Below are 22,249 nucleotides of genomic sequence, written 5' to 3'. Positions count from 1 at the left end.
AGTGCCCGCTTCCGACTAACGCCAGCCCCTCACCCGACCACCGCCCCCAAAGGACATGCTTCGCATGGCTACACTGCCGGCTGTGGAAGCTCTCTTTACGACATTGCTGGTCATCGCCGGTATCGCGATCGTCTGGTTCGCGGTCTACGTCGTCTACCGTCTCTACGCCGACCAGCGCTGAGTCCATGGATAGTGGCGACAGCGCCTCTGATGCCATCCAGGCCGCGGAGCAGCGGGCCGAGAGCACTCGTGACCGCAATGTTCCGCAGTTCGACGATCTGCCGATCCCCGTTGACTCCGCGAACCTGCGCCAGGGCCCGAACCTGAACGACGCCTGTCTCGCGCTGCTGCCGCTCGTCGGCGTGTGGCGAGGCGAAGGCGAGATCAACTACTCCACGATGGAGAAGCCGGTCAAGTTCGCGCAGCAGCTGACCATCGCGCACGACGGCAGGCCGTTCCTCTTCCACGAAGCCCGCGCGTGGCTGCTCGACGACGAGGGCAAGGTCATCCGCCCTGCCGCCCGTGAGGTCGGCTGGTGGCGCCCGCAGCCGGACGACACGATCGAACTGCTTCTCGCGCATGCGACCGGTGTGCTGGAGATCTTCTACGGCAAGCCCCTCAACCAGACGTCGTGGCAGCTGGGCACCGACGCCGTCGTGCGCACGGCCACGGCGAAAGAAGTGACCGGCGCACAACGGTTGTACGGGCTCATCAACAATGGCGACCTCGGCTATGTCGAAGAGCGCGCCATGGTCGGCCAGCCGATGCAACCGCACGCCTCGGCGCACCTGCGCCGCGTCGCGGGTTGAGCTTTCACCTGCTACCAGGGCAGCGTCGTTAGCCGATCGTTCTTTCCGGCTCGGTCCAAGGCACCTTCGCCGGGTGATCACGTCCAGTACATGTGCAAACGACGTTTTCGCGTGTTCTGGTACGAATTCTTGCCGGTGCCTTGCTGCTGGCCGCCTCGGTAGGTGTCGTGTCCTTCGTCGGACCGGCCATCACATTCACGGTGAATGTGCTGTACGAGGGGTCGTCCAAGGCGGCGGGGGTGACGTACGAATACTCCGGTAGCCAGTACGCCAGCGAGCTTTATCTGGTCGAGGTCCGCAGCCTCGCGGGGACCCGGTACGAGCTTCGGATCGGGCCGCACGCGGCCGAGGAGTACTACCCGGTCGAAGTGCGGTTCGGCGCCGGGGAACCGCGGATCCACGTCGTGGAGTGGCGGGCCGACAGCGTCGCGGTGACCTTCGAGTCGGGTAACTCCGTTCAGGTGCCGGCCGACAATTTCCGCAGCGTCCGATAGCGCCGTCCGCGCCTCAGCTGTAGACGTCCTCGTACGCCTTCGCGAGTTCGGCATGCACGGCGCTCGAGTCAGGCAGCTGCTCGCCGTCGAGGGTGTGGACGCGGGTGAGCTTGCGCACTGACGAAGCCAGGAAAAGCCCGTCGTTGTCGCGAAGGTCGGCGGCCGACAGCGGCTCGATCCGCGTGGACCAGCCGAGGCGTTCGGCGCCGCGGAACACGGCCGCCTGGGTGGTGCCCGGCAGGATCCCGATTGTCGCCGGGGGCGTGTACAGCGTGTGGCCCCGCGCGATGATCACGTTCGACGTCGGCCCTTCCAGCACCGAACCGTCGGTCGCGGTGAAGATCACATCGCCCGCGCCACGGCGGGCGGCTTCCCGGCCGGCAGCCATGTTCACCCCGTAGGACAAGGACTTCGCGCCCAGCAGCAGCCACGGTGCCCGCTCGGCGAGCCCGGGGTCGATCCCGCGGTCCAACGTCACCACGGCGACACCGTCGCGCCGTGCGCGGAGGATCTTCTCATCGATCGTGAGGCCCATCGCGAACGCGGTCGGCCCGGCGTCCGGAGCGCTCTCGATTCCCCGCGTGTACACCAGTTTCAATGCGAATTCGCGGTCACCGGTCCAGTTGTCGATCACCTGCCGGGTCACCCGCTGCCACGCCTCGTCGTCCGGCTCCGGCAGGTCGAGCATCGACGCCGAGCGGGCGAGCCGGTCCAGGTGCGGCCGCAGTTCTCGCGGCTTGCCATCGGCGACGAGCACCGTTTCGAAGATGCCGTCACCGCGCATCAAACCGAGGTCGTCGACGCGGATCCACGGCGCGTCGGGGTCGGAAAGGGTCCCGTCAAGGAAAGCAAGCACGCGCATGCGGCCACCGTACTCACCTGCTGTGCCGTTCGTTACCGACCCGACCACAGTCACGGCTATCCGACTTGCGTAGCAACGGTTACGTGCTGTTCAGGGCCTGCCTACTTTTGGTCGGATTAGTAGCATCAGAGACATGACCTACCAGTCACCGCTTCTCGCGGCGCCGGGCGCCGTCGTGCCCCCGGACGGCCATCCGGAGCAGGGCGTCCCGTGGCACTGGGGCGATCCGTTCGCCGAGCAGCGAACCGCCACCAGAAGCGCCGCCGTGGTCGACCGCTCCCATCGCGAAGTGCTCAAGGTGACCGGGCCCGAACGGTTGTCATGGCTGCATTTGGTCATTACCCAGCATGTGACGGAACTTCCCGACGGGATGGGCACCGAAGCGCTCGTGCTCGACAGCCAGGGACATGTCGACACCCACATGGTCCTGGCCCATCTCGGTGAAACCGTCTACCTTGACTCGGATCCCGGCGCGAAGGCGACGAGCGCGCTGCCCAAGGGTGGTCCGCAGACGCTGCGCGAATACCTCGAAGCCATGAAGTTCTGGTCGCAGGTCGAGATTTCCGACGTCACCGGCGAACTGGCCATGCTGACCTTGCTCGGTCCCGACGCCGATCAGATTCTGTCCACTTTGGACATCGCGCTGGCCGCGACGCCGTACGCGGTCGCCCCGATCGAGGGCGGCTTCGCCCGCCGTATGCCGTGGCCCGGCCGGTCGAGCGTCGATCTGGTGGTGCCGCGCGCGGAACTGGTGACCTGGTGGCGTCGCATCACCGACGCGGGCGCGCGTCCCGCGGGCAGCTGGGCGTTCGACGCGCTGCGCGTCGAGTCACTGCACCCGCGCCTCGGCGTGGACACCGACGAGCGCACGATCCCGCACGAGGTCAACTGGATCGGCAGCGCGGCGCATGTCGCGAAAGGCTGCTACCGGGGCCAGGAAACCGTGGCGAAGGTGTACAACGTCGGCCGCCCGCCGCGCCGGATGGTGTTGTTGCATCTCGACGGTTCACCGGAGATCTACCCCGAGACGGGCGATCCTGTGCGGCTCGGCGACCGGGTGGTCGGCCGGGTCGGCAGCGTCGCGCAACACCACGAACTGGGCCCCGTCGCGCTCGCGTTACTCAAACGTTCGGTGCCGGTGGACGTGGAATTCCTTGCCGGAGAAGAAGATCGCGTGGTCCAGGCGGCCGTCGACCCGGACTCGGTACCGGCCGAGCACGCGGCACCGGGGCGCGAGGCGGCGGCGCGACTTCGTGGCTGAGCGCAGGAACCCGCCCTGGCGCGGCGGGGCGCGATGGAGCAGGATGTCCGCGTGATCGAAGTCCGGCCGGGTGGGCGCCGCCGCATCGACCGCGTCCTGGACCCCGGCTACGTCCAGGGCCTTGGCGAGCTCTCGCTCAACCAGCTGCGCGAGCGCCGTGACGAAGCCGCGCAGGAGGAGACCGACCTGTCGTACCTCCGTCGGCTCCTGCACGCCCGGATCGACATCGTGCGCGCCGAGCAACAGCGCCGCAGCACGGGCGGCCAGAGCAGCATCGTGGAGCAGCTGGCGACGATCCTGTCCGACAACGCGCTGCGCCCCGCGCGCGGTCTGGGCCGGCACCAGGCGCTGGAACCGTCGCGAGCCGGCGAGCACCGGCGCCAGGCGGAAGCCCTCGTCGGCAACTCGGACCTGACCGATGTCGGCGTCCTCTCGGACGACAAGCTCATCGAGATCCTCCGCGACTACGGCGACGAGGAGGTCTCGGTATCCACCCGCCGTCGTGAGGTGCAGGCGGTGGTGGACCTGTTCAACTCGGAGATCGCCGCGCGTTACCGCGACCGCACCGCATCGGTCGACGACCTGCTGGCCGCCGAGCGCGCCCGCGAAGACGGCTAGCGGGACCCGCGGGACTAGTTGAAGTGCTCGCGCGCGGCGAGTTCGCTCCAGTACTCGCGCAGATCGTCGAACAACTCCGGCAGCTGCTCGACGTTGCCCGAGCGCAGGGCTTCGAGGATCCGGTGAACCTCTTCCGCCGAAGTGTCCGACTCGAGGATCGGGTCCGCAATCAGCTGGACCAGCCCGCCGTAGTCGAGTTCCACCGCCGAGCCCGGGTCGAAGTTGGTCAGCCATCGCTCGGTCTCTTCCAGGATCCTCGTCGGACCGGAATCGCCGAGCGTGCTCTGTACCAGTTCCCGCGCCTCGGCCGCGCGTTCGAGCGCGTCGGGCATCGCGATGCGCCAGGACAGCTCACGTTCGGGATCATCGGGCCCGCTGCCAAGGTGCAGCCGGCGCGCGGCCGGGTCGACGAGCGAGAACCACGGCAGCGGCACCGTCCACGTCGTGGACAGCACGTGCACCGCGGCTTTCGGCAGATCACCGAGGGCGGAGTTGGTGCGCGACCGGACCGCCTCGGCGGTGATCCCGCCCGCGTCGAGCACGCTCGCCCGCAGCGCCGGCGAGGCGTCACCGAGGAAGCTGACCAACGCCGCCGCCGAGCGGGCCCGCAACTCGAGTGGGCAGATGAGCGGCCCCTGTCCCACTTGCCCCGGCACGTCGGACGGATCGAGGAGCAGAAGGTCGGTGGCGGTGCTCGGCGCGGCACGCCCGTCGGAGAGTTCGGCGGGCAGCAGCCGGACCGGCGCGGCGGCTTGTGATTTGAGCCACATGTGTTGTTCTCGTTCGCCGACTGTCGCCCTGGTCAGCGAGGCCGCCTCGACCGCGCGTTTCAGCTGATCAGACGGCGGTTCGCCGAAAGCGGACAAGGGCTCGTACACCCGTAGGTAAGCCACGAACGGTCGGAGCACCAGTGAATCGTGGCATGTCAGCGGGCCCGTCCGGACACCGACCACAAAAAGGCGGCGAGACACTCGCCACGCGACGCGATGCCACGTCGCGTTCCACCCCTTCGACAAGGTACGGTGTGGACAGGAAATAGTTGTCGAGACATGCGGGGCCGCCGTTTCCCCCGGCCGCCCCGTCCCTGTGCGAGGGGGTCGAGCCATGGGGCGCGGCCGGGCTAAGGCCAAGCAGACGAAAGTGGCGCGAGAGCTCAAATACAGCACTCACGACACGGACTTCGATGCTTTGCAGCGCGAGCTGTCAGGTAAATCCTCTCAGAACTCCCGCGACGAGGACGACAAGTACGAGGACCCGTACGAGGACGAGTACGACGACTACCGTCGTTGACGTCTGACGAAGCACGAGGGTGACTTCCGGCGCGGAAAGCCGGGGTCGCCCTCGTGTCTCGTCATGCGCCGGGCCCTCCTGAGGAGGCAATCGTGGCGGACATCCAGCGCGTCGGTGTGGTCGGTGCTGGTCTGATGGGGTCGGGTATCGCCGAGGTGCACGCGCGGGCGGGCGCCGAGGTGATCGTCACCGAGGTGAGTCAGTCCGCGCTGGACGCCGGGCGGGCGCGGATCGAGAAGTCGGTCCAGCGTGGAGTGCGCAACGGCAAGCTCTCCGAGTCCGACGCGGAGGCGGCGCTCAGCCGGCTGACCTTCACGACCGACATCGAGTCGTTCACCGATCGCGATCTGGTGATCGAGGCCGTCGTCGAGCACGAAGCCGTGAAGGTCGAGCTCTTCCGCTCGCTCGACAAGATCGTCGAGCGGCCGGACGCGGTGTTCGCGTCGAACACGTCGTCCATCCCGATCATGAAACTCGGTATGGCCACGGGCCGTCCCGCGCAGGTGATCGGCATCCACTTCTTCAACCCGGTTCCGGTGCTGCCGCTGGTCGAGCTGGTGCCGTCGCTGCTGACGAGCGAGGAGACGGTCAAGCGCGCCGAGGCGCATGCGACCGGACTGCTCGGCAAGACCGTCATCCACGCGCAGGACCGGGCGGGCTTCATCGTGAACGCGCTGCTCGTGCCGTACCTGCTTTCCGCGATCAGGATGACCGAGTCCGGGTTCGCCTCCGCCGAGGACATCGACCGCGGCATGGAACTGGGCACCGCGCACCCGATGGGCCCGCTGCGGCTGTCCGACCTGATCGGCCTCGACACCGTCAAGGCCATCGCCGACTCGATGTACGAGGAGTTCAAGGAGCCGACGTACGCGGCGCCCCCGTTGCTGCTGCGCATGGTGGACGCGGGGTTGCTGGGCCGCAAGAGCGGCCGCGGTTTCTACACCTACTCCTGAGCGTGGACGCGCCGCTGCGGGTCGGGCTGGTGGGCGCGGGCCCATGGGCGAAGGCCGTGCACGCGCCCGGTCTGGCCGATCACCCCGGCACGGCACTCACCACGGTGTGGGCACGTCGGCCGGCGGCCGCCCACGAACTGGCCGAGGCACACGGTGCTTCGGTGTCGCGAAGTCTCGACGAACTGATCGAGCAGGTGGACGCGGTGGCGTTTGCGGTACCGCCCGCCGTGCAGACCGAGCTTGCGCTGCCCGCCGTTCAGGCCGGCAAGCACGTCATCCTCGAAAAGCCGCTCGCGGCCGATATTGCGTCCGCGGAACGGCTCGCCGACGCCGTGCTCGCCGCAGAGGTCGCGAGCCTGGTCATGTTCACCTTGCGGTTCGCGGCCGAAACCCGGGAGTGGCTGGACGATCTCGCGGCCGTCGGCGGCTGGGTCGGCGGTTCGGCGCGCTGGCTGTCCGGCGCGTTGCTCGGCGGGACGTACAGCGGATCGGCGTGGCGGCACGAAGCCGGCGCGCTGGCCGACATCGGGCCGCACGTGATCGATCTGCTCGACGCCGCGCTCGGCCCGATCACCGGCGTCGTGACGTCGTACCGGTCGGAGGCCGACCTGCGCCATCTCGTGTTCACCCACGAAGGCGGTGCGTCCAGCACCGCGACCATGTCGATGCGGCTGCCCATCCAGCCGACGGTCGCGGAGATCGCGGTGTACGGTGCGCACGGTTACCGGTCGCTCAGCCGTCGCCCGGTTGCCGGAATCGAGCGGTTCACCGCGCTTCTCGACGACTTCGCCGCGATGGTCGCCACCGGCACCACGGTCCACCCCTGCGATGTGCGCCGTGGCCTGCATGTTCAGCGCGTTCTCGAGCAGGCGAAGCGGGCTACCAGAACCAGGTTCACCAGCCCGTAGCGCCACGCCAGGCGATCTTCGTTTCACCGGAAAGTGCACTCGATCAGCTCTGCCGATTCCCCGGCCCGCTGCAAAGATCATTTCCGTAAGCGGAGTCGGGGAGGGGTTGGGCGTGGCTGTGCTTTCAGCGAGTTTCGGCATTCTGGTCCCGGTAACCATCATCGCGCTGCCGTTCGCGCTGTTCGGCTGGCGGCTGCTGACCCACTGGCGCAGCCGCACCAGAACCGCCGTGACCGCGGCCACCGCATCCGCTCTCGACATCGGGATTGTGCTTGTGGTGCTGGAAATTCTGGCCCTGACGATGATGCCGGTCGGTGATTCGGGCAGCAGCTCCATCCACCTGATGCCGGGTTCGGACATCCTCACCGAGTTCACCGACAACGGGTCGCTGTGGCAGATCGCGGGCAACCTGCTGCTGCTCGCCCCGCTGGGCGTGCTGGTCCCTCTCCGGGTGCCGTCGCTGCGCTCGATCCGGCGGATCACGCTGGTCGCGTTCACGGTTTCGGTCATGCTGGAGCTGATCCAGTACCTGTTGCACGCGGGCCGGGTCACCTCGACCGACGACGTCCTGCTGAACACCCTCGGCGTCGCCGCGAGCGCGACCCTGACCTGCGGCTGGACCCGGCGTCCCGTCCTGGTCAAGATTCCCGCGCAACGGGAGCTGGCCGAGGTGGTCAGTCGTCGTAGCGTCCGCGCCGGCCGCGTTTGACGTCGCCGCGGCGCTTCTTCTCGGCGAGCCTGCGCTCTTTCGCGCCCCGGCTCGGCTTGGTGGCGCGACGTTTCGGCGGTGGTGGCGCTGCGGCATCCCGTAGGGCCGACACCAGCCGCGCCCGCGCCGCCTCGCGATTGGCCAGCTGGGCGCGATGTTCACTGGCGGCGATCGTCAGCACCCCGCCGGACAGCCGTGAGGCCAGCCTGGCGAGCAGCCGCGCCCGCAGATCGTCCGGGACGGCCGGGGACCGCGCCACGTCGAAGGACAGCTCGACCCGTGAGTCCGTCGTGTTGACGCCCTGCCCGCCAGGGCCGGACGAGCGAGAGAACCGTTCGCGCAGCTCGCCGGCCGGGATCACGAACCGGCGCGTGACGGCGAGGTCATCGTCGATAGACATGGGCGCGATGATCGATATGCAGAAGCTCGATCACGATCTCCTCGTCATCGATCTCGTACAGCACCCGGTAGGGGCCGCGTCGTGCCGAATAGGTACCGGCGAACTCGCCGACCAGCGGTTTGCCCAGCTTGTCCGGGTCTTGGCTGAGCGGCCCGAAGACGAACGCGACGCAGGCCGAAGCGACCTTCTCGGGCAACTTGCCCAGGTCACGCTCGGCGCGGGCAGTGAACCGGACGGCGTGGGCCTTCACTTCAGGTACTTGGCCTTGATTGCCTCGGTGTCCGCGAAACGGCCGGCCCCGGCGTCTTCGATGCCTTCCCGGAGCGCGTCGGCCACCTCGGGATGAGACAGGATGTCGACCGTTTCCTCCAGCGCCGCCAGGTCATCCGGGGAGATGAGCACCGCATCGGGATGGCCGTGCCGGGTGATCGTGATCCGGTGATGGGTGCGCGAAACCTCCGTGACCAGCTCGGAGAGCCGGTCACGGGCTTCGCCCAGCGGGACATCAGGTGCGACGTTCACGCCATCAGCGTAGCCAATAGTCCGGGCAAAACAATTGATTCAGAAGCGCGGGTGCTCGCCCGACAGGAAGGCCCGCGGAGCTTCCTCGCCGTCCGACGCGCGGACTTCGCCGAGTACCCAGGCCGGCACGTGCCGTGCGGTCAGCACCGCGAGCGCCCGGTCCACGTCCTCCGCGCCGACGACGGCCACCATGCCGACGCCCATGTTGAACGTCTTCTCCATCTCGGCCCGGTCGACCTTGCCGCGCTGGGCGATCAGCGCGAACACCGGCGCCGGGTTCCAGGTGCCCCGGTCCAGCTGTGCGGTCAGCCCGCGCGGGATGACGCGGGCGAGGTTCGCCGCCAGCCCCCCGCCGGTCACGTGTGCGAACGTGCGGACCTCGGCTTCCGCGGCGAGCGCCAGGCAGTCCTTCGCGTAGATCCTGGTCGGCTCGAGCAGTTCCTCGCCCAGCGTCCGGCCGAACTCCTCGACGTGGCCTTCCAACGGCATCCGGGCGATTTCCAGCAGCACGTGCCTGGCCAGCGAATAGCCGTTCGAGTGCAGTCCGGACGAGCCCATCGCGACCACGACGTCACCGGGCCGCACCCGGTCGGGCCCCAGCACGGCCGATGCCTCGACCACGCCGATCCCGGTCGCGGACAGGTCGTAATCCTGCTCGCCCATCAGCCCGGGATGCTCGGCCGTCTCGCCGCCGAGCAGGGTGCAGCCGGCCTGGACACATCCGTCGGCGACGCCGCTGACCAGCGCCTCGATCTGCTTGGGGTTGACCTTGCCGACCGCGATGTAGTCCTGCAGGAACAGCGGCTCGGCCCCGGTGACCACGAGGTCGTCGACGACCATCGCCACCAGGTCGACGCCCACGGTGTCGTGCTTGTCCAGCGCCTGCGCGACCGCGATCTTCGTGCCCACCCCGTCCGTCGAGGACGCGAGGATGGGCTCCTTCCACCGGTCGAGCTTGAGTGCGAACAACCCGGCGAACCCGCCGACCCCGCCGAGCACCTCGGGCCTGCTGGTCCGCTCGGCATGCGGTTTCAGCAGCTCGACAGCTTCGTCACCGGCGTCGATGTCGACCCCGGCGGCGGCATACGTGGCGGCGTTCAAGGACTCGCTCACGGCAAGCGGACTCCAGACTGGTTCGGCTCAGGGACGCCGGACGGCATCCCCAGCACCGTACCCGGCCTGCGTGACGGTCAATGACGACGATGCGGTTTCGTCCATGCTTTCCAGCACGTGCTTACCGATCAGCGCGTCGTCGGGCAGCGGGATCGGGTACTCCCCGCTGAAACAGGCCGTGCACAGCCGGGACTTCGGTTGCTCGGACGCGGCGACCAGGCCGTCGAGCGAGACGTAGCCGAGCGAGTCCGCGCCGATGAGCCTGCGGATGCCGTCCAGGTCGGCGCCGTTGGCCACCAGTTCGGCGCGCGAGGCGAAATCGATGCCGTAGAAGCAGGGCCAGCGCACCGGCGGGGACGCGATCCGCACGTGCACCTCGAGCGCACCCGCCTCACGCAGCATCCGCACCAGCGCGCGCTGGGTGTTGCCGCGGACGATCGAGTCGTCCACCACGACGAGACGCTTGCCGCGGATCACCTCGCGCAGCGGGTTGAGCTTGAGCCGGATGCCCAGCTGCCGGATCGTCTGCGACGGCTGGATGAACGTCCGCCCGACGTACCCGTTCTTCACCAGGCCCTGGCCGTACGGAATGCCCGACGCCTGCGCGTACCCGATCGCCGCCGGCGTGCCGGACTCCGGCACCGGGATGACCAGATCGGCCTCGACCGGGTTCTCCTGCGCGAGCCGCTTGCCGATGTCGACCCGGGTCGCGTGCACGCTGCGGCCGGCGATCGAGGTGTCCGGGCGGGCGAGGTAGACGTACTCGAAGACGCACCCCTTGGGCTCCGGGTTCGCGAACCGCGAGGACCGCAGGCCCTGAGCGTCGATCGCGATCAGCTCGCCGGGCTCGACCTCGCGCACGAACGACGCGCCGACGATGTCCAGTGCCGCGGTCTCGCTCGCGACGACCCAGCCGCGTTCGAGCCGGCCGAGCACGAGCGGGTGCACCCCGTGCGGGTCGCGCGCGGCGTACAACGTCTCCTCGTCGGAGAACACCAGGCAGAAGGCGCCACGCAGGGTGGGCAGCAACTCCAGTGCCGCGGCCTCGATACCGCGGTCGGCGGCAGACCCGGCCAGGAGTCCGCAGACCAGGTCGGAGTCGCTCGACGACCCGGTCAGCCCCGCGTGCGGCTTGATGCCGGCGTCACGGGTGCGGTCACGCAGCTCGGCCGTATTGACGAGATTTCCGTTGTGCGCCAACGAAAGTCCGCTGCCGGTCGCCGTCGTGCGGAACATCGGCTGGGCGTTCTCCCAGGTCGAGGACCCGGTGGTGGAGTAGCGGCAGTGTCCGACGGCGATATGCCCCTGCAGGGAGGAGAGCACCTGCTCGTCGAAGACCTGGCTGACCAGCCCGAGGTCCTTGAACACCACGATCTGCTTGCCGTCGGACACCGAGATGCCGGCGGCCTCCTGGCCACGGTGCTGTAGCGCGTACAGCCCGTAGTAAGCCATCTTTGCGACTTCCTCGCCCGGTGCCCAGACACCGAACACGCCGCATTCTTCTCGAGGTTCGTTTTCGGGCTGATCGTGCGGATCGTGGTCGGAAACCACCGAAGAGCTCCAGTCGACGAGGGCAGGCCGCTTCAAGTGTAGGTCGCTCCCGTCCCCTGCACGGGGGTGACCTGCCGTGAGCTTCGGCTCCTCAGTGGACCGCCGCGACCCATTTCGACTGCCCGGGCCTGCCGGTGACCCAGCAACCGCCCCGTGGCCGTGCCCGGTCGGCGCCGTACTGGTCGTCGAGCGCGAGCAGGTCGTTCAGCACTTCACCGACCGCGCCGCGGCGGCGCCACAGCATCTTCCGCGGCGCGAGGACGTTCTCCTCGTCGCCGGGCACCCGGCTCGCCACCACGTCGTCCTCGGCGTTGAGGCGGACGACGTCGATGACGGAGCCGTGTGCACGGATCCCCACGACCGCGACCACGTTGCCGTCGTCGTCACAGGGGTGGATGAACCGGTAGCCACGGTCGATGAGATCCATCAGCCGCGTCTCCACGGCGCCGTCCGGTTTGCGTTCAGCCGAGCACATCGTCGAATTCGCCGTCCTTGACGCCCGCGAGGAAGGCGTCCACTTCGGCGCGCGTGTACAGCAGCGCCGGGCCGTCCGGGAAACGTGAGTTGCGTATGGCGATGTCGCCTGAGGCCAGCTTGGCGACCTCGACACAGTTGCCCATCGCGCCGCTGTGCTTGCTCTTGCGCCAGTTTGCCCCGGTCAGTTCGGTGGCCGGCATGCCATTCGAAAATCGCTTCGCCATTTTCCGCCCCTTCCGATCAGCCTTGGTCTGGTAGTGCATCTGCACGTGCATTTGCACTGCCGCGAAAGTTACCAGTGGCCCTTGCGTTGAGTAAATGCACGAGTTGATGCACGTGCAGATCACCGCGGCGCACTCCTGGCGCTCAGTCTCCAGGTGTCCAGGATTGCGTCCGAGCGGGTGAACAATTCCCTGGTTGCGCGAGGTGGAAACTAACCCAGCGTGACGAAATCGGGTGCTAGATCTCGGCAATGCGTTTGATGAGCATTTGCCTACTTCGATCGGGTGTTTCCGCATCAACCGTGAGCCGGTCGAAGGCGCGGCTGTAGAGCTCGAGTTCGTCGGGCTTTTCCAAGTAGTTGGCGCCGTTGAGATGTTCGAGGTACGCGATGTTGGGCAGCTCCGGCTCGGCGAACTGCAGCAACGAGAAAGCGCTTTCCACGGCGAGGCCGCTGTGCGCGAAAGGCACGATCTGCAGCGAGATCGTCGGCATCTTGATCAGCTCGAGCAGGAACTCCAGCTGCTCCTTGAGCACCGCCGCGCCACCGACCGGCCGGTGCAGCACGGCTTCGTCGAGCACGGCCCACAGCCGCGGCGGTTTCGGCCCGGACAGCAGTTTCTGCCTGCGCATCCGGATGGCGACACGATCCTCGGCGTCGCGATCGGCCTCGTCCGGGTTGCCACGGGAGATCACCGCGCGGGCATAGGACTCGGTCTGCAGCAGGCCCGGCACGAACATCAGTTCGTAGGTGCGGATCCGGGTCGCGGCCTCTTCCAGGCCGATGTAGTTGTCGAACCAGCTGGGCAGGGTGTCGTTGAAACTGCGCCACCAGCCAGGCCGGTTGGCCTGCTTGACCATCTCGACGGCCCAGTCGCGCTCGGCCTTCTCGTGCACCCCGTACATGGTCAGCAGGTCGACCACGTCACGTTCCTTGCAGCCGACGCGGCCCAGCTCCATGCGGGAGATCTTCGACTCCGAGGCGCGGATTTCCCACGCTGCCTGCGCCCGCGTGATGCCGGCGGCTTCGCGCAGCTTGCGCAGTTGGGTACCGAGGATCATCCGGCGCGCGGTGGGGCCCGCGCCTTGCTCGACGTCGGGAGGATCGGCCTGAGCCATCGGGGTGAACCCTCCTGGTGCGAGTGACATGTCGAAGAAAATCGCCCAGGTTCCGAAGGTACACCGCGGTATGCCGCGGTCAAGTTCGGTGGTGCATTTACCCGAAAGGGCAGACTCATTACTCTAGGTGTGCCCTTCAATACACCCGATCATCCCAGCCGAGGGAGTCTTGATGACGGAAACCGCCCGTAGCTACCCCACCGCGGTCCCGGTCGGCGTGGATCCCACTCGCGCGAGCATCGCCCGGGTCTACGACGCGTTCCTCAACGGGAAGGACAACTACGAGATCGACCGCGAGGTTCTGCGGGGGGTACAGAAGGCCGCGCCGGAGGCGGCGGAGCTCGGGATGGAGAACCGCAGCTTCCTGATCCGGGCCTGCCGGTTCCTGGCCCAGCAGACCGACATCACCCAGTACCTCGACCTGGGCTCCGGCCTGCCCACCGCGGAGAACACGCACCAGGTCGTGCAGCGGATCAAGCCCGAGGCCAAGGTCGTCTACGTCGACAACGACCCGGTCGTGCTGGCGCACGGGCGCGCATTGCTGGAGGAGAACGAGAACACGATCTTCGTCGCCGAGGACATCTTCCAGCCGGAGCAGGTGCTCGAGAATCAGGTCATCCAGGACACGCTGGACTTCTCGCAGCCGATCGCCCTGCTGCAGGTCGGCACGCTGCACCACTTCGAAGGCGAGCGCGGAGCGCCCGCGGACATCATGCGCCGCTACATCGAGCGCCTGGTGCCGGGTTCGTACGTGGTGGTGAGCCATTTCCTCGATCCGGAGAACGAGCACAGCGTCGTCGCCAGGAAGATGGAGGAGGCGTTCCGGCACAGCATGATGGGCTCGGGCACGTTCCGGACCATGCGGGAGATCGAGGAGTTGTTCGGTGATCTCGAAATGGTGCCGCCCGGTGTCGCCAAGTGTGCTGAGTGGTGGCCGGACGGCCCGCATCTCAGGCCGCTCAACCAGGTGCAGCACAGCATCGCCGGCGGCGTCGGCCGCAAGGTCTAGACCCGCACGACAGGCAGCTGACGGGTGAGGTCGGCGCGGGCGCCGGAAGCGGTGACCCGGCCGGCCTCCACCGCGTCCGTCCAATTCAGACGGCCGGTGGCGAGTTCGAGCCAGGTCCGCGGATCGGTCTCGATCACGTTCGGTGGGGTGCCCCTGGTGTGCCGGGGACCCTCGATGCATTGCACCGCAGCAAAAGGCGGGACTCGCACCTCCACGCTCCGGCCCGGCGCGTCGGCGGCCAAAGCGCGTAGGCTGAGCCGCACGGCGGCGGCCAATGCCGGCCGCGCCGGTTTCTCCTCGTTCCCGTCCAGCCAAGCGGAAACGGCCGTCACCGCGGCACGTAACTCCGCGGGGTCGACCGAACGCGATGGGGGCATGGGGAAACAGTAAGGTGAACGCCAGTACAAAAGCACGCGACACGTGGGGTAGAACATGGCGCAGCGGGACGAAGCAGACCGGCTCGTACCGAATCCCCAAACCATCAGCAGGCTCAGCAAGCCGAAGATCACCGAGGAGATGCGCGCCAACGCGAGGGCGAACCCCAACAGCTGGTTGTACGTGATCGACGAAGCCTTCGATCCCAACGGTCCCGTGCCTTCCTGGGCTGTCGTCGGTGCCTACCCGGTCAACAGCGGCGGCAAGATCGTCGAGGACTTCCACCCCAACGACCGGTACCGGCCATCACCGAAGGCACTCGGTTTTCCCGAGCCTGCCAACGAACTCGAGCGGCTGCTGCAACTGGTCCGGACCAATCATCGCCCGGCGGAGGATCTGCCACCGGTGATCCTCAATGCGACGCTGTTCGTCTATGCGATGTCGCCGCTGCAGCGGACGGTGATCGGCTTCCACAACACCGACGGCAGGGTCATGGTGCCCGCGTACACGTCGAAGACGCTCGTCCCACGCGAGTGGCCGCATGCCCGTGCGGTGCTCGGCCGGGACATGGTGCCGTTGCTGGCCGGGCATCCGGTGACCGTCAACCCGCACGAGGCGGTCACCGCTGTCGTGCCCGCGGAGCATCTGGAGTACGCGCTCGCCCGGGAGGGCCAGCGGTAGTCTCACTCCACAGAGTGACAACCGATTCGCCGTACGTGCTCGATAGAGGCATTGTGACTCCCCGAAGGAGAGAGGGGAGTCGCCGTGGCTCTGTCGAATCCGAGGTTGCACTGGGGTGCGGCTGTCGCCCTGTCCGTCGCCCTGACCATCACGATCACTCCTACCGCGGCCGCCGCTGACTACAGTCTCGCTGACACCACGTTCGCCGGTTCGCAGATCGCGAAGGCCGAGGGTGCCGAGCCCACGGTGAAGTACCAGAACCTCGACGGCACCGCCGGGCACGACGTCAGCGGTCACCAGGGCGCGGTCGACTGGGGTGCGGCATGGGCCGCGGGCGGGCGCTTCGTCTACGTGAAGGCGACCGAGGGCACCGGCTACCAGAATCCGCAGTTCGCCCAGCAGTACAACGGTTCCTACAACGTCGGCATGATCCGCGGCGCGTACCACTTCGCCCGGCCGGATGTGTCGCCCGGCGCGGCGCAGGCCGACTATTTCGTCGATCACGGCGGCGGCTGGTCCCCCGACGGCCGCACCCTGCCCGGCGCGGTCGACGCGGAGTACAACCCGTACGGCGAAGCCTGCTATGACATGGACCCCGGCGCGATGAGCCGCTGGCTCGCCGACTTCTCGAATACCTATTACGCGCGCACCGGCCGGTTTCCCGCGATCTACACCTCGACGAGCTGGTGGAACCGGTGCACCGGCGGCAATGCCGGGTTCGGCGCGAACCCGTTGTGGGTGGCTCGCTACAACGATTTCATCGGTGCGCTGCCGGCGAGCTGGGGACGTCAGGTGATCTGGCAGTTCGCCGACGCGGGCGCCCTGCCCGGTGATCAGAACCTGTTCGACGGATCCCTCGGCCGACTGCGGGATTTCGCGCTCGACCGGTGACCTTTCGGGTTACGACGAAAGTCGGCTCTCGACACCCTTGACGTGCGTAATTTCCTCACCTGTCATGACAACTTCGTGCAAGTAGGTGACAAGTCTCCATGTCGTCATAAAGAATCACGCGCGGACGGCTCCCTGCACCAGTCGTCCAAACCGCGAGGGCAATCGAAAGGGATACATCCATGTCCACGTTCTGGAGAAGACGGCGGATCGCCATGGCGATCGGCGTCGCGTCGATGGGGGCATTACTGCCAGGTCTGTTCATGCCGGCGCAAGCGACAGAAAGCAGCGTCGCGCAGCAGGACCACGAAATGGGCTCGCAGATCCGGCGGGTCGAAGGTGATCAGTCCACTCCGGACAGTCGCGCGGCGGCGATGCGGCCGCAGGGCGTCAATGTGGACGGTGTGGTTGCCACGGCCACGGTCGAGGGTATCGATGTCAGCGGCCATCAGGGCAACGTCGACTGGAATGGTTACTGGGGGCAGGGCAAGAGGTTCGCCTACGTGAAGGCGACCGAGAGCACCACCTACACGAACCCGTATTTCGCCCAGCAGTACAACGGTTCCTACAACATCGGCATGATCCGCGGTGCCTACCATTTCGCGACCCCGGACACGTCGAGTGGCGCGGCGCAGGCCAACTACTTCGTCGACCACGGGGGCGGCTGGTCGGCCGACGGCAAAACTCTGCCGGGTGCGCTGGACATGGAGTACAACCCCTACGGCGCCACGTGTTATGGCTTGTCCAAGAGTGCGATGACGGGGTGGGTCAAGGATTTCAGCGACACCTACCACGCGCGGACGAACAAGTGGCCGGCCATCTACACGAGCACCAGCTGGTGGGGCCAGTGCGTCGACGGTGATTTCAGCTCGACCAGCCCGCTGTGGGTCGCGCGGTATGCGTCGAGCGTGGGCTCGCTGCCCTACGACTGGGGCGTCTATACCTTCTGGCAGTACAGCTCGAGCCCGATCGACCAGAATGTGTTCAACGGCTCCTACGACCGGCTCGTGGTGCTGGCGACCAACCACGACTGACTTGATCACGAAAGGGCTTCCGTCCAGCGGGCGGAAGCCCTTTTCGCGTATTTTTTGCTGGAACCAAGCCCGGACGCGGTACGTCCGAGCGGGCGCAGGGGATTTGGGGAAAGGCGACGCGATGACGTATCCACCACAGCCGGGCCAGCCGGATTACGGGCAGCAACCGGATCCGTATGGGCAGCAACCTGGTGGGTACGGGCCGCCGCCGGGTGGTTATCCGCAGTCGGGCGGCGTCCCAGAGCAGGGCTATCCACCGCCGGGCTACGGTCAGCAACCCTATGGCCAGCAGGGTTATACCCAGCCTTACCCCGCCTACGACCAGTCCGGGGGCGGGCAGTACCCGCCCGGCCAGTACCCGCCCGGCCAGTACCCGCCCGGCATGTACGGCGCCCCGCCGCCGGGTGGCAGCCGGAAGGGCCTGTGGATCGGGCTGATCGTGGCGATCGTCGTGATCTTGGCGGCCCTGGGTATCACGGGTTTCTGGAAGCCGGGTTTCTTCCTCAGCGGCAGTTCCGGCTCCGGTCCCGACGCGGTGGCGCAGTCGATCGTGACCGGTCTGAACAAGCACGACAAGCCCGCACTCAAGGCGTTGGTGTGCGGAAACGCCGACAAGGACGTGACACGGGCGATCGACAACGTCGACGACGTGTCGAGTGCGAAACTGTCCAATGTGCAGACCAGTGGCACCAAGGCCACGGTGACCGTCGCGGTCACCGCCTCGGACACCGACGGCATCGCGACGGGTGGCCTGGAGCAGCAGAACGGCAAGTGGTGCTGGCACGACCTGTCGCTGCGGGAAGCCGGCAGTTCGAGCAGCTCCAGCCGGTCGTCCACGCCGTCGTCACGCACGCGCAGCAGCACGTCGTCGTCCAGTTCGAGTTCCAGTGCCAACGGCGAGGCCTACAACGTGACCGCGCAGAACTTCCTGAACCGGGTCAACGCCGGGGACAGCGCCGGCGCGATGGCGCTGGTCTGCCAGGACAAGACGACGGACATCCAGCCCAATGTCAGCAAGGCGGCGTCGGAAGGCTCGCAGCTGTCGGCGTCGATGTCGGGGATCGACGGGATCGGCCTCGGGGATTTGAAGGGCACCATCGGCGGCAACAGCATCAACGGCGGGTTCATCTCGACCGACGAGATCGACGGCGGCCGCGCCTGCATCGACAACTTCGACATCTACTGAGCTGGTGCGTGGCCGGCGATCGCCGCTGCTGGCGACCTTTGTGCTGTCCGTCGTCCTGCTCGCCGGCGTCACCGGCTGGCTGCTGACCGACCCGGCGACGACCCGCGCCGACGCCTTGCGCACCGGTGGCCTTGCGGGCGGCTCGGTGGTGGCGCTGTACGCGTTGTGGCTCAACGACCGGCGGCGCAAGGTCGAGGAGAACCGCCAGCAGGTCGAGCGGGAACGGTACGAGCTGGAGCTGCTGCGAGCCGAGCGTGACCGCGAGCGGACGACCGACGAGCGGTTCGCGAAATCCGTGGAGCTACTGGGAAACGAGGCCGACCAGGTGCGGGTCGGTGCGTTGCACGCCCTCGTCGGCCTAGCGCGCAGCCGCCCGGACTACCGGCAGACCGTGCTCGACATCCTCTGCGCTTACTTGCGCATGCCGTCCACAAAGGACGAACCCGAGATCCAGCGCACGGCACAGCGGTTGCTCGTCGAGTTGCTGCCGGCGGCGGGCACCGGGGAGGCGTACGACCTGGACCTGACCGGCGCGGACCTCCGGTATTTCGATCCGGCCGGGCGCCGGGTGGGCACCCTGGTACTGCGCGACGCGCGGCTGAACGCGAGCACCAATCTCAGCGGGTGCGAGTTCACCGGTCCCGTGTGGTTCACCCGGGCGATCGCGTCCGGCCGGTTTGTCTGCCGTGAAGCCAAGTTCGGTGAGCGGGCGTGGTTCAGCGGCACCACCTTCGAGTCGGAGGCCGATTTCACCGACAGCACATTCCGCGGACAGGCCAACTTCAAGAAGGCGGTCTTCTCCGGCGACGCGGTCCTGGATGCGACTTTCCTTGACGCACTGGACTTGCGCGAAACCCGGTTCGACGGCCAGGTCGAGCTGCACTCGATCGGGCCGTCGAACGCGGTTTCGCTCTACAACACGCTCGTAAACCCGGCCCGCGCGAAGCTTCCCGCGCATTGGTCCGCGGAACACCTCGATGGGCACACACGAATCGTGGACGGTCGCGGCTAGCGAGTTGACCTCGAGCTAGGTAGAGGTCCTACCCTGGTGACCGTGTTCACCGATTTCGAGCTCGAGTACCTGGCCGGCCAACGGGTCGGGCGCCTGTCCACCAGCCAGCCCGACGGCACGTTGCAGATCAACCCGGTCGGTTTTGGAGTCAACCGGCAGCTGGGCACCATCGACATCGGTGGTTTCAACCTGACCCACAGCCGCAAGTACCGCAACGTGCTCGACAACGGGCGAGCCGCGTTCGTGGTCGACGACGTGTTCTCGGTCGACCCGTGGCGGGTGCGCTTCCTGGAAATTCGCGGTCACGCGGAAGCAATCGCCGAACCGGCCGACTCCCAGGATCAGGCTCAGCTCGGCCCGATCATTCGCCTGCACCCCGCACGGATCCTGAGCCTCGGGCTGCGGCCGGGTGATCTCGACGTCGACCCGCACTCCGCCGGGATCCTGAGCCGCAAGGTGTCCTAGGCGAACAACCGGGGCAGCGTCCCTTCCCACGCCTCGCGCAGTTCCGCGAGCGGGAACGTCGTCAGGCCCTGGATCTCCAGCGCATCCGACTCCGGGTCCACCACACCGGTTTTGCGCCACGGCAAGCCGCGCGCGGTGCACATTTCGGTGAACCGCAGCTCCTCGGCGCGCGGCACGGCGACCAGCACCCGGCCCGAGGATTCCGAGAACAGCTGCACGAACGGGTCCGCGTCCTCGTCCAGCACGACCCGTGCGCCGCATTGGCCGACCAGCGCCGTCTCGACGAGGGTCTGCGCGAGCCCGCCGTCGGAAAGGTCGTGTGCCGCGGAGATCATGCCGTCCCGCGAACCGGCGACGAGGATGTCGGCCAGCAGCCGTTCGCGCTCCAGGTCCACCATCGGCGGGCGGCCACCGAGGTGATCGTGCATTTCCTGCGCCCACACCGAACCATCCAGCTCGTCGTGGGTTTCGCCGAGCAGCAGCAGCGTTTCCCCGGCTTCGGCGCCGATCCCGGCCGGGATGCGGCGGCGGACGTCATCGATCACGCCGAGCACGCCGACCACCGGGGTCGGCAGGATCGCGGTTTCGCCGGTCTGGTTGAAGAAGCTGACATTCCCGCCGGTCACCGGGATGCCCAGCTGTGCACAGCCGTCGGCGAGCCCGCGCACGGCCTGCTCGAACTGCCACATCACCCCGGGATCGGTCGGGGCACCGAAGTTGAGGCAGTTCGTGACGGCCAACGGCATCGCACCGCTGGTGGCGACATTGCGGTAGGACTCGGCGAGTGCGAGCTGCGTGCCGCGATACGGGTCGAGATACACGAAGCGGGCGTTGCAGTCGGTCGACACCGCGACACCACGCCCGGTTTCCTCGTCGATCCGGATCAGCCCCGAGTCCGCGGGCTGTGCGAGCACCGTGTTCCCGCGGACGTAACGGTCGTACTGTTCCGTGACGAAGTCCTTCGCCGCCTGGTTCGGCGAGGAGATCACCCGCAGCAGCGTGTCGTGGATCTCCTCGGGGCTGGACGGCCGGGCCAGCCCAGCGGTGCCGGAAGCCTGCACAGTGTCCTGAGTGGACGGACGCGCGACCGGCCGGTCGTACACCGGGCCCTGATGCGCGACGGTGCGTGGCGGCACATCGACGACCGTCTCGCCATGCCACGTGATGACCAGGTGCTCGCCGTCGGTGACTTCGCCGATTTCCGTGGCGATGACGTCCCACTTGCGGCAGATCGCCATGAAATCGTCCACTTTGGACGGTTCGACGACGGCGCACATGCGTTCCTGCGACTCGCTCGAGAGGATCTCCGCCGGGCTCATCCCCGTCGCGCGCAACGGCACCCGGTCCAGCTCGATGTGCATCCCGCCGTCACCCGCCGCGGCGAGCTCCGAGGTCGCGCAGGACAGCCCCGCACCGCCGAGATCCTGAATGCCGACAACGAGTTTCTTCGCGAACAACTCGAGGCAGCACTCGATGAGCACCTTCTCCGTGAACGGGTCGCCGACCTGGACGCTCGGCAGCTTCTTGCGGCCGCCATTGGACGATCCGGCTTCATCATCCGCGAACACGTCGCTCGCCAGCACCGACACACCGCCGATGCCGTCGAGCCCGGTGCGCGCGCCGAACAGGATGATCTTGTTCCCCGCGCCCGAGGCGAACGCCAGGTGCAGATCCTCGGTGCGCATCGCGCCGACGCACATCGCGTTCACCAGCGGATTGCCCGCGTAGCTCTCGTCGAACACGACCTCGCCGCCGATGTTCGGCAGGCCAAGGCAGTTGCCGTACCCGGCGACACCGGCCACCACACCGGGCAGCACACGGCGCGTGTCGGGGGCGTCGGCAGGGCCGAAGCGCAGCGCGTCGGCGACGGCGAGCGGGCGCGCGCCCATCGCGAGAATGTCGCGCACGATCCCGCCGACCCCGGTCGCGGCGCCCTGGTAAGGCTCCACATAGGACGGATGATTGTGGCTCTCGACCTTGAATGTGACGGCCCAGCCGTCGCCGATGTCGACGACGCCCGCGTTCTCCCCGATCCCGGCGAGCATCTTGGCCTTCATCTCGGGCGTGGTCGTCTCCCCGAAGTAGCGCAGATGCTTCTTCGAGGACTTGTACGAGCAGTGCTCGCTCCACATCACCGAGTACATCGCGAGTTCGGCGTCGGTCGGGCGGCGGCCGAGGATCTCGCGGATGCGGGCGTACTCGTCGTCGGCGAGGCCCAGTTCCCGGTAGGGCTGCGAGGTCTCCGGAGTATCCGCGGCGCGTGCGGTGGTGTCGATGACCAGCGTTTCCGTCAC

27 protein-coding genes are annotated in these 22,249 nt (G+C 67.6%); 15 read left to right on the top strand and 12 right to left on the bottom strand.

What is annotated here, in order from left to right:
* The first annotated feature begins 185 nt into the window (after positions 1 to 185).
* Both GKO32_RS29475 and GKO32_RS29470 read left to right on the top strand, forming a co-directional pair.
* The gene (locus tag GKO32_RS29475) at positions 186 to 809 is read left to right on the top strand and encodes a heme-binding beta-barrel domain-containing protein (RefSeq protein WP_154760170.1); all 624 of its coding nucleotides are present in this window, start codon (positions 186 to 188) and stop codon (positions 807 to 809) included.
* A 92-nt stretch (positions 810 to 901) separates the two neighbouring features.
* Positions 902 to 1,303, top strand: a complete 402-nt coding sequence (locus GKO32_RS29470) for a hypothetical protein (RefSeq protein ID WP_154760169.1) — start codon at positions 902 to 904, stop codon at positions 1,301 to 1,303.
* Positions 1,304 to 1,316: 13 nt separating this feature from the next.
* On the opposite strand, the gene GKO32_RS29465 is transcribed toward GKO32_RS29470, so the two are convergent.
* A complete protein-coding gene (locus tag GKO32_RS29465) occupies positions 1,317 to 2,165 on the bottom strand; it encodes an aminodeoxychorismate lyase (RefSeq protein WP_154760168.1) in 849 nt (282 codons plus the stop codon).
* Between the two features lie 133 nt (positions 2,166 to 2,298).
* Here GKO32_RS29465 and ygfZ point away from each other — a divergent pair, with 133 nt between their 5' ends.
* Positions 2,299 to 3,426 (top strand): CAF17-like 4Fe-4S cluster assembly/insertion protein YgfZ, encoded by a 1,128-nt coding sequence (gene ygfZ / locus GKO32_RS29460; RefSeq protein WP_154760167.1) that lies wholly within the window; start codon positions 2,299 to 2,301, stop codon positions 3,424 to 3,426.
* A 51-nt stretch (positions 3,427 to 3,477) separates the two neighbouring features.
* Entirely contained in the window at positions 3,478 to 4,044 is a 567-nt protein-coding gene (locus GKO32_RS29455) for an RsiG family protein (RefSeq protein WP_312868743.1), read from the top strand.
* A gap of 14 nt (positions 4,045 to 4,058) precedes the next feature.
* Here the strand turns inward: GKO32_RS29455 and GKO32_RS29450 are convergent, their stop codons facing one another.
* The gene (locus GKO32_RS29450; protein WP_312868742.1) at positions 4,059 to 4,952 is read right to left on the bottom strand and encodes a DUF8083 family protein; all 894 of its coding nucleotides are present in this window, start codon (positions 4,950 to 4,952) and stop codon (positions 4,059 to 4,061) included.
* A gap of 196 nt (positions 4,953 to 5,148) precedes the next feature.
* Between GKO32_RS29450 and GKO32_RS29445 the strand changes: the two genes are divergently transcribed.
* From GKO32_RS29445 to GKO32_RS39385, 4 genes are all read left to right on the top strand, one after another.
* Positions 5,149 to 5,334, top strand: a complete 186-nt coding sequence (locus GKO32_RS29445; RefSeq protein WP_154760165.1) for a DUF3073 domain-containing protein — start codon at positions 5,149 to 5,151, stop codon at positions 5,332 to 5,334.
* Between the two features lie 92 nt (positions 5,335 to 5,426).
* A complete protein-coding gene (locus GKO32_RS29440) occupies positions 5,427 to 6,287 on the top strand; it encodes a 3-hydroxybutyryl-CoA dehydrogenase (RefSeq protein WP_312868740.1) in 861 nt (286 codons plus the stop codon).
* A 2-nt stretch (positions 6,288 to 6,289) separates the two neighbouring features.
* On the top strand, positions 6,290 to 7,195 hold the full coding sequence (locus GKO32_RS29435) for a Gfo/Idh/MocA family protein (RefSeq protein ID WP_312868739.1): 906 nt from the start codon (positions 6,290 to 6,292) through the stop codon (positions 7,193 to 7,195).
* 112 nt (positions 7,196 to 7,307) lie between these two features.
* Positions 7,308 to 7,904 (top strand): VanZ family protein, encoded by a 597-nt coding sequence (locus GKO32_RS39385; RefSeq protein WP_166459775.1) that lies wholly within the window; start codon positions 7,308 to 7,310, stop codon positions 7,902 to 7,904.
* Here the strand turns inward: GKO32_RS39385 and arfB are convergent.
* The 8 genes from arfB to GKO32_RS29390 form a co-directional block, all read right to left on the bottom strand.
* Complete coding sequence (gene arfB, locus GKO32_RS29425; protein WP_154760162.1) at positions 7,870 to 8,304, bottom strand: alternative ribosome rescue aminoacyl-tRNA hydrolase ArfB; 435 nt, start codon at positions 8,302 to 8,304, stop codon at positions 7,870 to 7,872. The two genes, GKO32_RS39385 and arfB, sit on opposite strands and share 35 nt — an antisense overlap.
* Complete coding sequence (locus GKO32_RS29420; protein ID WP_312868738.1) at positions 8,288 to 8,554, bottom strand: type II toxin-antitoxin system RelE family toxin; 267 nt, start codon at positions 8,552 to 8,554, stop codon at positions 8,288 to 8,290. Before GKO32_RS29420 ends, arfB begins: the two co-directional genes overlap by 17 nt.
* Positions 8,551 to 8,826: a type II toxin-antitoxin system Phd/YefM family antitoxin gene (locus GKO32_RS29415; protein WP_312868737.1), complete on the bottom strand. Its 276-nt coding sequence runs from the start codon at positions 8,824 to 8,826 to the stop codon at positions 8,551 to 8,553. Before GKO32_RS29415 ends, GKO32_RS29420 begins: the two co-directional genes overlap by 4 nt.
* Positions 8,827 to 8,865: 39 nt before the next feature.
* Positions 8,866 to 9,939 (bottom strand): phosphoribosylformylglycinamidine cyclo-ligase, encoded by a 1,074-nt coding sequence (gene purM, locus GKO32_RS29410; RefSeq protein ID WP_312868736.1) that lies wholly within the window; start codon positions 9,937 to 9,939, stop codon positions 8,866 to 8,868.
* Positions 9,940 to 9,966: 27 nt separating this feature from the next.
* Positions 9,967 to 11,490, bottom strand: coding sequence for an amidophosphoribosyltransferase (gene purF / locus GKO32_RS29405; protein ID WP_312868735.1), 1,524 nt, complete (start codon positions 11,488 to 11,490; stop codon positions 9,967 to 9,969).
* A 91-nt stretch (positions 11,491 to 11,581) separates the two neighbouring features.
* On the bottom strand, positions 11,582 to 11,965 hold the full coding sequence (locus tag GKO32_RS29400) for a hypothetical protein (protein ID WP_154760160.1): 384 nt from the start codon (positions 11,963 to 11,965) through the stop codon (positions 11,582 to 11,584).
* Positions 11,952 to 12,191, bottom strand: coding sequence for a DUF397 domain-containing protein (locus tag GKO32_RS29395; protein ID WP_154760187.1), 240 nt, complete (start codon positions 12,189 to 12,191; stop codon positions 11,952 to 11,954). Before GKO32_RS29395 ends, GKO32_RS29400 begins: the two co-directional genes overlap by 14 nt.
* Before the next feature lie 235 nt (positions 12,192 to 12,426).
* Entirely contained in the window at positions 12,427 to 13,305 is an 879-nt protein-coding gene (locus GKO32_RS29390) for a Sco1979 family transcriptional regulator (protein WP_154760186.1), read from the bottom strand.
* Positions 13,306 to 13,477: 172 nt separating this feature from the next.
* Between GKO32_RS29390 and GKO32_RS29385 the strand changes: the two genes are divergently transcribed.
* Positions 13,478 to 14,314, top strand: coding sequence for an SAM-dependent methyltransferase (locus GKO32_RS29385; protein WP_154760159.1), 837 nt, complete (start codon positions 13,478 to 13,480; stop codon positions 14,312 to 14,314).
* Here the strand turns inward: GKO32_RS29385 and GKO32_RS29380 are convergent.
* The gene (locus GKO32_RS29380; RefSeq protein ID WP_154760158.1) at positions 14,311 to 14,691 is read right to left on the bottom strand and encodes a sterol carrier family protein; all 381 of its coding nucleotides are present in this window, start codon (positions 14,689 to 14,691) and stop codon (positions 14,311 to 14,313) included. The genes GKO32_RS29385 and GKO32_RS29380 overlap by 4 nt on opposite strands.
* A gap of 55 nt (positions 14,692 to 14,746) precedes the next feature.
* On the opposite strand from GKO32_RS29380, the gene GKO32_RS29375 reads away from it, so the two are divergent.
* The 6 genes from GKO32_RS29375 (at position 14,747) to GKO32_RS29350 (ending at position 19,955) form a co-directional block, all read left to right on the top strand.
* A complete protein-coding gene (locus GKO32_RS29375) occupies positions 14,747 to 15,370 on the top strand; it encodes a type VII secretion system-associated protein (protein WP_154760157.1) in 624 nt (207 codons plus the stop codon).
* Between the two features lie 84 nt (positions 15,371 to 15,454).
* Positions 15,455 to 16,261 carry a lysozyme gene (locus GKO32_RS29370; RefSeq protein ID WP_376766008.1) on the top strand — a complete coding sequence of 269 codons (807 nt, stop codon included), beginning with the start codon at positions 15,455 to 15,457 and terminating at the stop codon, positions 16,259 to 16,261.
* A 179-nt stretch (positions 16,262 to 16,440) separates the two neighbouring features.
* Positions 16,441 to 17,292 carry a lysozyme gene (locus GKO32_RS29365; RefSeq protein WP_154760156.1) on the top strand — a complete coding sequence of 284 codons (852 nt, stop codon included), beginning with the start codon at positions 16,441 to 16,443 and terminating at the stop codon, positions 17,290 to 17,292.
* 121 nt (positions 17,293 to 17,413) lie between these two features.
* Positions 17,414 to 18,478: a hypothetical protein gene (locus GKO32_RS29360; protein ID WP_154760155.1), complete on the top strand. Its 1,065-nt coding sequence runs from the start codon at positions 17,414 to 17,416 to the stop codon at positions 18,476 to 18,478.
* Positions 18,479 to 18,482: 4 nt separating this feature from the next.
* Positions 18,483 to 19,490: a pentapeptide repeat-containing protein gene (locus GKO32_RS29355; RefSeq protein WP_312868734.1), complete on the top strand. Its 1,008-nt coding sequence runs from the start codon at positions 18,483 to 18,485 to the stop codon at positions 19,488 to 19,490.
* A 42-nt stretch (positions 19,491 to 19,532) separates the two neighbouring features.
* The gene (locus tag GKO32_RS29350) at positions 19,533 to 19,955 is read left to right on the top strand and encodes a PPOX class F420-dependent oxidoreductase (protein WP_312868733.1); all 423 of its coding nucleotides are present in this window, start codon (positions 19,533 to 19,535) and stop codon (positions 19,953 to 19,955) included.
* Here the strand turns inward: GKO32_RS29350 and purL are convergent.
* A complete protein-coding gene (gene purL / locus GKO32_RS29345; RefSeq protein ID WP_312868732.1) occupies positions 19,952 to 22,249 on the bottom strand; it encodes a phosphoribosylformylglycinamidine synthase subunit PurL in 2,298 nt (765 codons plus the stop codon). The two genes, GKO32_RS29350 and purL, sit on opposite strands and share 4 nt — an antisense overlap.

The organism is Amycolatopsis pithecellobii (genome assembly GCF_009707865.1).
In the GTDB taxonomy this organism is placed as follows: Bacteria; Actinomycetota; Actinomycetes; order Mycobacteriales; family Pseudonocardiaceae; genus Amycolatopsis_E; species Amycolatopsis_E pithecellobii.
Note: the sequence above shows the minus strand (reverse complement) of the source record. Positions and strands in the feature narration are given on the sequence as shown.